The organism is Caulobacter sp. GW821-FHT09A05, assembly GCF_059418465.1.
In genome coordinates this window covers 1-9,329 of record NZ_JBWKPX010000055.1, presented here as the reverse complement: position 1 = coordinate 9,329, position 9,329 = coordinate 1, and the positions used below count along the sequence as shown (strand labels likewise).

Genomic DNA, 9,329 nt, shown 5'->3' with positions numbered 1-9,329 from the left:
CTGGTTGCAGGCCCAGCCCACGGCGACCCCGAGGACCATGGAGGCGATGATCAGATAGGCAAAACGTTTGTTCATGGGCTCCCCCTCGGAGCGCGCGGCGCCCGAGCGATTTGGTCGAGACGACGGCGCGAGGCGTTCGGCCCCGTCTCCCATCGCTTTCTGGTCATTGAGTCCTTGTGGCCGACGAAAACCGGTTCGTCCATGCCCCCAAGCCCGTCGTCGCGGCTTGGCCTGGAAAACGCCTCGGAACGCTGATATAGGGCGCCATGTCAAACCAAGAAAAAGCAATCGCCGCGGTCGAGCGGCTCAATCAGGAATACGAACGCGCCGTCGACGCCCTGCGGACCGCGCTTCGCGCCTATCTCGAAACCGGAACCCGGCCAGACCCGCAGACGCGGTTCGACGGCACGTTCGCCTATCCCGAGCTGCGGCTGATCTACGATCCCGAGGCCCTGCCGCCCAAGCTGGCGCGTTCGTACGCCCGGGTCAGCCGGCCCGGCGTCTACGCCACCACGATCACCAAGCCCAACCAGTTCCGAGACTACCTGGTCGAGCAGCTGACCCTGCTGATGAACGACTTCCAGGTCGAGGTCGAGATCGACCGCTCCAGCCAGGAGATCCCCTATCCCTACGTGCTGGACGCCAGCATCGACCTGAACCAGGCCGACGTCCGTTCCGAGGACATCGCCCGCTTCTTCCCGACCACCGACCTGGCCTTCATCGGCGACGAGATCGCCGACGGGGTCTGGAACCCGGCGATGGAGGAAAGCCGGCCGCTGGCCCTGTTCGACGGCCTGCGCACCGACTTCTCGCTGGCCCGGCTGAAGCACTACACCGGCGCGCCGGCCGAACACGTCCAGCAGTTCATCCTGTTCACCAACTACCATCGCTATGTCGACGAGTTCGTGCGCTGGGGCATCGAGCAGCTGGGCCAGGCCGACAGCCCGTACGAGGCGCTGTCGTGCTCGGGCGGGCTGATGATCACCGCCAACACCGCCAATCCCGAACTGGCGGTGGCCGAATCGACCTGGCGCAAGCACCAGATGCCGGCCTACCACCTGATGGCCCCCGGCGGCCGGGGCGTCACCCTGGTCAACATCGGGGTGGGCCCGTCCAACGCCAAGACCATCTGCGACCACCTGGCGGTGCTTCGCCCGCAGGCCTGGCTGATGATCGGCCACTGCGGCGGCCTGCGCGACACCCAGACCATCGGCGACTACGTGCTGGCCCACGCCTATCTGCGCGACGACCACGTGCTGGACGCCGTGCTGCCGCCCGAGATCCCGGTGCCGTCGATCGCCGAGGTCCAGCGCGCCCTCTACGACGCCGCCAAGGCGATCAGCGGCGACTCGGGTGATCAGCTGAAGAAGCGCCTGCGCACCGGCACGGTGGTCACCACCGACGACCGCAACTGGGAACTGCGCCACAGCCTCTCGGCCCTGCGCTTCAACCAGAGCCGGGCCGTGGCCATCGACATGGAGAGCGCCACCATCGCCGCCCAGGGCTATCGCTTCCGGGTGCCGTACGGGACGCTGCTGTGCGTGTCGGACAAGCCCCTGCACGGCGAGATCAAGCTGCCCGGCCAGGCCAACGCCTTCTACGAGCGGGCGATCAGCCAGCATCTGCAGATCGGCATCCTGACCTGCAAGCTGCTGCTGGAGGAGGGGGCCAACCTGCACTCGCGCAAGCTGCGGGCCTTCGACGAGCCGCCGTTCCGGTGATTGGGTTCCCGGGGGCAGGCGGCTCACGCACTTGCCCCCACCTGACCGCTGCGCGGTCTGTCCGCCCCCATAGGGGGCGGAGCCTTGCGCGCGAAGCTCTTCCCCCTCCGGGGGAAGACGATCGCGAAGCGATCCGTAGGGGGCAAGTGTCCGCCGTCCTACGCCTCCAGAAACCCCACCACCGCTTCCGCCAGCGCCGGCTCCATCACCGCGCTCAGGTGGTCGCCCGGGACCCGGATGGCGCGGCCGTCGGCCATCATGCCCGCCAGCGTGTCGGCCGAACCGTTGTCGTTGTCCCGCTGGCCGGCCACCACCAGGGTCGGGACGTCGATCGCGGCGATCTCGTCGGCCGAGGTCGCCGCGAACGAGGCCAGCACGCCCAGCATCGCCTCGGGCTTGAGGCCGCCGGCCGCCATCATCGCCTGGACCCGCCGGCCGGCCCGGGGATCCTTGGCCGCGTCGCCGTGCCGGACGCCGTCCTCGAACATCGCCGCCCGCGCCCCGGCCTCCATCAGTCCGCGGTCGCCCATGCCGCCCAGGACCAGCTTCCGCGGCCGCGCGCCACGCACCAGCATCCGCACCGCCGTGCGCGCCCCCAGCGAATAACCAGCCAGGTCGTAGTCCCTCAGGTGCAGGTGGGCGACCAGGGCCTCCTGGTCGCGGGCCAGCACGTCGGGCGGCCAGGCGGCCGGATCGGTCGGGGCGTCCGAGCGGCCATGGCCCCGCAGGTCGGGCGCGATCACCCGCCGGCCCGTGGCCGCCACGGCGGCGGCGATTCCCGGCAGGAACCAGTTGCTCTCGGCGCTGGCCAGGAAGCCGTGCAGCATCAGGATCGGCCAGCCCGCCGGGTCGCCCAGCGTGCGATAGCCGATCGAGACGCCGTCGAAGCTCTGGAAGCGGTGCAGGTCGGTCATGGGCGCACACTACACGCCGGGATGAATGGATTTGAAGCCGTCTCGCTTTCGTCACCGGGCGGCGCTAACAAGCGCGCCATGACCCGTCACATCGTCCTGCAAGGCGTCGAGAACTTCCGCGATTTCGGCGACTACGCCGCCGGCGCGGGCCGCTTGAAGAAGGGCCTGCTGTTCCGGGCCGCCCACCAGGCCCAGGCCACCGACGACGACCTGGCCGCCATGGCGGGCCTGGATCTCCGCACCATCGTCGACCTGCGCCGGCCCAACGAGCGCCGGCGCGATCCGTCGCGGCGCTGGGCGGGTTTCGCCGCCGAGGTCATCGACAACGACCAGGGCGTGACCGGCGAGGATCCCTGGCAGGCCTTCCTGCGCGGCTCGGACCTGTCGGTGGCGTCGATCCGCGGCTACCTGGTCGACTACTACCGCCGCGCCCCGTTCGCCGAGCGGCACCTGGACCTGTTCCGCCGCTACTTCCAGGCCCTGGCGGCGGCGCGCGGACCGGTGCTGATCCACTGCGCGGCGGGCAAGGACCGCACCGGCCTGCTGGCCGCCCTGACCCACCACGTGGCCGGGGTCGCCGACGACGACCTGGTCGACGACTACCTGCTGACCAACGACGAGGAGCGCTTCGCCCGCCGCGGGCCGAAGTTCGCCGACCTGCTGGAGGTCGAGCTGGGCCGCCGCCCGTCCGACGCGGCGGTGCGCGCGGCCATGGGCGTCGAGGCCGACTACCTGGCCGCCGCGATCGCGGCGATGAAGGCGCGGCACGGCTCGCTGGACGGCTACCTGGAACAGGCGGTCGGCCTGGACGCGGCCGGGCGCGAAGCCGTGCGGGCGCATATCCTGCTGTAGGGCGGACAGCATCTCGAGCCCAGGATGTAGCCGTCATTCTCGCCCTTGTGGCGAGAACCCCTCGTCTAGCTGACGGTGAAGCGCCGTGGCGCGTTATCGCGCCACACTCCCGCACCTGCGGCGCAAAGAGGGGTTCCCGCCACAAGGGCGTGCGTCACCCGAGACCGACAATTGCTCGCGGCCGCGATCTGACGGTCCGGATCGGGCTCCGCTGCAGATGGTGGGACGGGACCCGTCGCGGACGTTGCGTCGTGGGCCTTTTGCGCCCCTAACGCTGCACCCCGAGCGCTTTCAGTTGCTCGACCCCGTTGGTGTTCTTCGGGTTCAGCACCAGCGACTGGCGGTAGGCGGCGATCGCCAGGGCCTTGTCGCCGTTCTTGGCGTAGGCCTCGCCCAGGCTGTCGAAGGCGTTCCAGCTGTCCGCGTGGATCTCGGTGTCCAGCCGAAGCAGGGCGATCGCCGCGCCGATGTCCCCGTCGCCCATGCGCTGGTAGCCCCAGCTCACAAGCTCGTCGTCGGAGAGCGTGAAGTTGGGCTCCCGGGCCTTGAAGGCCTCGTAGACGCTCGACGTCTTGCCGAAACCCTGGCGAGCCAGTTCGGCGGCGAAAGCCGCGCGGGTGGGCGGCGCGCCCTGGCTGTGGGTCACGCGGGTGGTCAGCAGATGGGCGGGCGCGCCGCTCTTGGCGGCCGGCAGGTCTAGGAACGCCCGGCTGGCTGCGTCGCCTTTCAGATAGGCGTCCAGGAACCGGCGGACATAGGTCTCCATCCAAGCGGTTGCGGTCGACAGCTCGTCCTTGTCGTACTCGTCGTAACGGCTGTCGCCCAGCAGCCGCTGGCCGAACATCACCGAGAAGTTCTCGTGCGCCATCGGGGCCAGCGTCACGCGGTAGACATCGGCGTACTTCATGTGATTGAGCGGGCTGGTGACCTCGTTGCGCCCCTCCGACAGCTCCTCGATCTCACGCGGCCGAGCGGCGATAAAGAGCAGCGGTGCGGTGGCGCGGGCCTCGGTGGCGTAGGCGGCCTGCTTAAGCAACTGGGGCCAGTACCGGACTGAGCCGTCCAGGGCGACCAGGGCGTCGATGCGGCTATCCTTGGCCGCGGCCAGAACATTGGCCAGGCCGCCCCAGCTATAGCCGATCACGGCCAGGCGGTTGGTGTCGGCCTGGGGAAGGCCATGGGCGTAGCCGATCAGGAATTCGATGTCGCCCGCCTGGGCCTCGACGCCCTCCAGGTCGGTTGTCATGTCGCGCTGAGCCTGACCCAGGCTGGGGCTCGCGATGACCACATAGCCCTGGCTGGCCAGGTATTCGCACAGGTCGGCGTTCTCGGACGCCCAGGCGCTGAAGCTGGGGGCGTAGATCACGACCGGGAACTTGCCGGGCGCCGCGGCCGCGTCGCGACGGGCCTGCATCGGCGCGGCCAGCTCGGCCTTGGCGCGCTGCGGCGACAGGGCGCCGGTCCGTTGCCGGGTGAACGCGGCCTCCAGGGCCGCGCGCTCGGCGGGGGTGTGCTCGAAATCGTCGTCGCTGGCGACGATCTTGAGATAGTCGGCGACGGTCATGATCGGTTTGGCGGTGTTCGCCGCCGGGTACCAGACGAAGGTCTGGATCGGCCGCGCTCGCTCTCCGGTGACAACCTTACCCGTCGCGACGTCGGTGAGCCCGCGATAGGCGCGGGAGAAATCGTATTGCTCGACGACCTTCAATCCTACCGCGTGCGGGCCGGGCGGGTTCGCGCGGGTGAAGTTGGAGTTGGCGAGGCCTACGGACGGTGCGGCGAGAAGCAACAGCAACAGAAACAATACGCGCATGTCTTTCCCCTCGGGCGGGGCAGCCATGGCCGCGTTCCCGAACGGCGCCAACTAAAGCTTCTGTAATGTGAAGCTGAGAGATCCAGGCGCCCGTATCGCCAGCAGGCGCGCCGGGTGCTTGCGTTTTCCACCCCGAACAACGATCAGCATGTCCGCGCTCAGCGCCGGCGGCGGACATTGTCGGTCGCGGTGGATCCCGTCATTTCAGGGCGGGAATGACGAACGATAGGGACGGGAATCCGAGGCTCGCTTTGACCCGTGACAAACGCCCGTTTCAAAGCCACGCTCCCCCCAGCCGCCGCGCAGACGACGGCCGCGCAAACAGGGTGGAATCCGTATGAGTGAGGTCTCGGCCGCCGCGGCGGCGCCGGCGAGCGGCGAGCCGGTCGCCCCGCTGAAGTCCGGCCTGCCGCGCGGCGCGCTCGCCTGGATCCTGCAGCAGGGCGCGCGCGACCCCTATGTGATCCTGATCACCATCTACATCTTCTCGCCCTACTTCTCACGGGTGCTGGTCGGCGATCCGGTCGCGGGTCAGGCCCTGGTGGCCAACATCTCCACGACCTACGGCCTGCTGACCGCCCTGACCGCGCCGCTGCTGGGGGCGATGATCGAGCAGTACGGGCCGCGCAAGCCGATGCTGGGCGGCGTGCTGGCGGTGATGGTCCCGGCCCTGGTCGCCCTGTGGTGGGCCATGCCGGCGGGCGGCCTGCCGCTGATGGCGACCAGCGCCCTGCTGATCGTCCTGGGTCTGGTCTACAATTGGGGCGACGTGCTGAGCAATTCGCTGCTGGGCCGGGCGGCGGGAGCCGTCCCGGGCCGGGCCGCCCTGATCTCGGGCCTGGGCTACGCGGTGGCCAACGGCCTGTCGGTGGCCCTGCTGGTCTTCATGCTGTGGGGCATGGTGCTGCCCGGCCAGGTCGACTGGCCCGGCGTGCCGCGCGCGCCGCTGTTCGGCCTGGACCCGGCCAGGAACGAGCCCAGCCGGATCTCCGGGCCGCTGTCGGCGGCGGTCATGCTGCTGGGCGCGATCCCGTTCTTCCTGTGGACCCCCGACGCGGTCCGCACCGGCCGCGGCTGGATGGCCAGCCTGCGGGCCGGGATCGCCATGCTGCGCGACATCTTCGGCGACCTGCGCGGCCATCGCGACGTCGCCCTCTTCCTGGGCGCGCGCATGCTCTACAACGACGGCATGACGGCGCTCCTGGTGTTCGGCGGGCTGCTGGCGGCCGGCCTGATGAAATGGGGCGCGCTGGAGATGCTGGCCTACGGCATCTCGCTGAGCGTCTTCGGGGTGGTCGGCGGCCTGGCCGCGCCGTGGTTCGATCGCACGCTGGGCCCGCGCAAGGCCGTGCAGCTGGAGATCGCCGCCTCGCTGGCGGTGCTGGTGGCCACCCTGGGCATGGGCCGCGAGAAGATCCTCTATTTCTGGTCCTACGACCCGGCGGCCCATGCGCCGGTCTGGAACGGGCCGCTGTTCCGCACCGCGCCGGAGCTGATCTATCTGGGCCTGGGCCTGCTGATCGCGGTGTTCGTCACCGCCCAGTACGCCTCCAGCCGCACCCTGCTGATCCGCCTGTGCCCGCCGGACAAGACGGCGGCGTTCTTCGGGCTCTACGCCCTGTCGGGCACGGCGACGATGTGGCTGGGCTCGCTGCTGGTGGCCCTGGCCACGGCGGTGTTCAAGAGCCAGGTCGGCGGCTTCCTGCCGGTGGCCGCCCTGCTGCTGATGGGCTTTTGCGTGCTGTTCCTGGTCAGGGGCGGCGGGCGGGAAACCTGATTCCGCGCCCTGAATGCGTAGCGTCCGGACGCGGGGGGCGGTATCACCCGCCGATGCGTCACGTCGTCCTCATCAGCGCCCCCTGGCGCGACCCGGTCTGGGCCGCGGCCCCGTGGCGGGACGAATCCTACGCCTGCGCGCTGATCTCCGGCGGCCAGGCGGGGCGGTGGTCCTATCTGCTGCGCGAGCCGGACGCCACGCTGGCGCTGGACGCCGCCGACCCTCGCGACCCCTTCGCGGCCCTGGCCGAGCTGGTCGGGCCGCACCAGGGCGTGGACCCCGAGGGGCCGCCGTTCCAGGGCGGGGTCGTGGGCCTGGCCGCCTACGAGCTGGGCGACCGGGTCGAGCCCCTGGGCCTGGCGCGCACCGGCTGGCCCGACCTGGCCTGCGCCCGCTATCCGGCCCTGCTGGCCTTCGACCACCTGCAGCGGCGGGTTCTGGCGATCGGCCGCGGCGGATCGCAAGGCTTCGCCCGGGCCCGCGCCGAATCCGCCCTGCGCTGGCTGGACGTCCCCGCGCCCCCGGCGCATGACGGCGCGCTGTGCGAGGCGCTGAGCGCCAGCGACGGCGAGGCCTACGAGGCGGCGGTGGCGGAGGTGGTCGAGCGCATCGTCGGCGGCGAGATCTTCCAGGCCAACATCGCCCGGGCCTGGACCGGGCGGCTGGTCGCCGGCGCCCATCCGTTCGACCTGTTCGCCCGCCTGCGCGCCGACAGCCCCGCGCCGTTCTCGGCCTATCTGCGCCTGCCGGGCCGGGCCCTGGTGTCCAACTCGCCGGAGCGGTTCCTGAAGGTAGCCGTCAAGGACGGGGGCGGCGAGCTGACGATCGAGACCCGGCCGATCAAGGGCACCCGCCCGCGCGGCGCCGACCAGGCCGAGGACGCGCGGCTGATCGCCGAGCTGTCGGCCAGCGCCAAGGACCGGGCCGAGAACCTGATGATCGTCGACCTGATGCGCAACGACCTGGCGCGGGTCAGCCCGCCCGGCAGCGTCGCGGTCCCCGAGCTGTTCAAGGTCGAGACCTTCGCCAATGTCCATCACCTGGTCTCGACGGTGACCGGCCGGCTGGCCCCGGGCCTGGCGGTGGCCGACCTGCTGCGCGCGGCCTTCCCGCCCGGCTCGATCACCGGCGCGCCCAAGGTCCAGGCCATGAAGGTCATCGCCCAGCTGGAGACCCCGCGCGGCCCCTATTGCGGCTCGCTGTTCTGGGCCGGGGCCGACGGGACGCTGGAGTCCAGCGTGCTGATCCGCACCGTCGGCCTTGAACAGGATCGGGAGGGTTGGCGTTTGGAAGCCAGGGCCGGGGCGGGCGTCGTCGCCGACAGCGATCCGCATGCCGAGCGCCTGGAGACCGAAGCCAAGTTCGCCGCCCTGCGCCGGGCCCTGATGGAGCCGCCCCGCGGATGACAGACGCCTTTCCCCTGGACGATCGCGGCCTGTTGCTGGGCGACGGCCTGTTCGAGACGATGCTGTGGACCGGCGGCGACCTGCCGCACCTGGACGCCCACCTGGCCCGGATGGCGGCCGGCTGCGAGATCCTGGGCCTGCCCGTCTTCGACCTGGACGCGGCGCGCGCGCTCTGCCGGGCCGCGCCGGCCGAGGCGGGGCTGGACCAGGTCCGCGCCGCCGTGCGCCTGACCCTGACGGCCGGCTCCGGCGGGCGGGGGCTGGACCGCCCGGCCGCCCCGGTCCCGCGCCTGGCGGCGACGGCCGCCGCCGCTCCGGTCGCCACCACGCCGGTCGACCTGGTCCTGGCCAGGACCCGCCGCAACGAGGGCTCGCCCGCCGCGCGTCTCAAGACCCTGTCCTATGTCGACAACGTGCTGGCCCGCGCCGAGGCCCGGGCGGCCGGCGCGGACGAGGCGGTGATGCGCAACAACCGCGGCGACCTGGCCTGCGCCGCGGCGGCCAACCTGTTCTGGGTGGCGGGCGGATCGCTGTTCACCCCGGCCCTGCACTGCGGCGTGCTGGACGGCCTGGCCCGTCGGCGGGTGATGGCGGCGGCGCGCGAGCTGGACGTCGACGTCCACGAGGTGGCCAGCGGGGCGGAGGCCCTGGACGCGGCCGAGGCGGTGTTCCTGACCAACAGCCTGGTCGGCGTGCGGCCGGCCCGGCGCTTCGAGGGCGAGACCTTCGGACCCCATGCGCTGGTCGAGCGCCTGCGCGAGGCGATGCAGCCCTAGCAGGCCGTTGAAGAAGTCTCCCGGCGGGCGATGAAGTCGGCTTCGTCGCCGCTGTGGAAGCAGATTTGGC

General features: G+C 71.2%; 8 protein-coding genes. 5 read left to right on the top strand and 3 right to left on the bottom strand.

Annotation, left to right across the window (positions count from 1 at the left end):
- The coding region (locus AC07NX_RS26005) for a hypothetical protein (RefSeq protein WP_494641857.1) at window positions 1-75 on the bottom strand (75 nt) is incomplete at its 3' end.
- A 191-nt stretch (window positions 76-266) separates the two neighbouring features.
- Here AC07NX_RS26005 and AC07NX_RS26000 point away from each other — a divergent pair.
- Window positions 267-1,721 carry an AMP nucleosidase gene (locus tag AC07NX_RS26000; RefSeq protein WP_494645992.1) on the top strand — a complete coding sequence of 485 codons (1,455 nt, stop codon included), beginning with the start codon at window positions 267-269 and terminating at the stop codon, window positions 1,719-1,721.
- Between the two features lie 158 nt (window positions 1,722-1,879).
- Here the strand turns inward: AC07NX_RS26000 and AC07NX_RS25995 are convergent, their stop codons facing one another.
- Window positions 1,880-2,635, bottom strand: a complete 756-nt coding sequence (locus tag AC07NX_RS25995) for an alpha/beta fold hydrolase (protein ID WP_494645990.1) — start codon at window positions 2,633-2,635, stop codon at window positions 1,880-1,882.
- A gap of 78 nt (window positions 2,636-2,713) precedes the next feature.
- Here AC07NX_RS25995 and AC07NX_RS25990 point away from each other — a divergent pair, with 78 nt between their 5' ends.
- Complete coding sequence (locus tag AC07NX_RS25990) at window positions 2,714-3,487, top strand: tyrosine-protein phosphatase (RefSeq protein ID WP_494645989.1); 774 nt, start codon at window positions 2,714-2,716, stop codon at window positions 3,485-3,487.
- Window positions 3,488-3,755: 268 nt separating this feature from the next.
- Here AC07NX_RS25990 and AC07NX_RS25985 read toward each other — a convergent pair whose 3' ends face one another.
- Window positions 3,756-5,300, bottom strand: coding sequence for a dienelactone hydrolase family protein (locus tag AC07NX_RS25985; protein WP_494645988.1), 1,545 nt, complete (start codon window positions 5,298-5,300; stop codon window positions 3,756-3,758).
- Window positions 5,301-5,637: 337 nt separating this feature from the next.
- Here AC07NX_RS25985 and AC07NX_RS25980 point away from each other — a divergent pair, with 337 nt between their 5' ends.
- From AC07NX_RS25980 to AC07NX_RS25970, 3 genes are read left to right on the top strand one after another with little or no spacing between them, the layout of a single operon-like run.
- Entirely contained in the window at window positions 5,638-7,077 is a 1,440-nt protein-coding gene (locus AC07NX_RS25980) for an MFS transporter (protein ID WP_494645987.1), read from the top strand.
- A gap of 53 nt (window positions 7,078-7,130) precedes the next feature.
- Window positions 7,131-8,483, top strand: a complete 1,353-nt coding sequence (pabB, locus tag AC07NX_RS25975) for an aminodeoxychorismate synthase, component I (RefSeq protein WP_494645986.1) — start codon at window positions 7,131-7,133, stop codon at window positions 8,481-8,483.
- The gene (locus tag AC07NX_RS25970) at window positions 8,480-9,259 is read left to right on the top strand and encodes an aminotransferase class IV (RefSeq protein WP_494645984.1); all 780 of its coding nucleotides are present in this window, start codon (window positions 8,480-8,482) and stop codon (window positions 9,257-9,259) included. Before pabB ends, AC07NX_RS25970 begins: the two co-directional genes overlap by 4 nt.
- The last annotated feature ends 70 nt before the right edge of the window (window positions 9,260-9,329 follow it).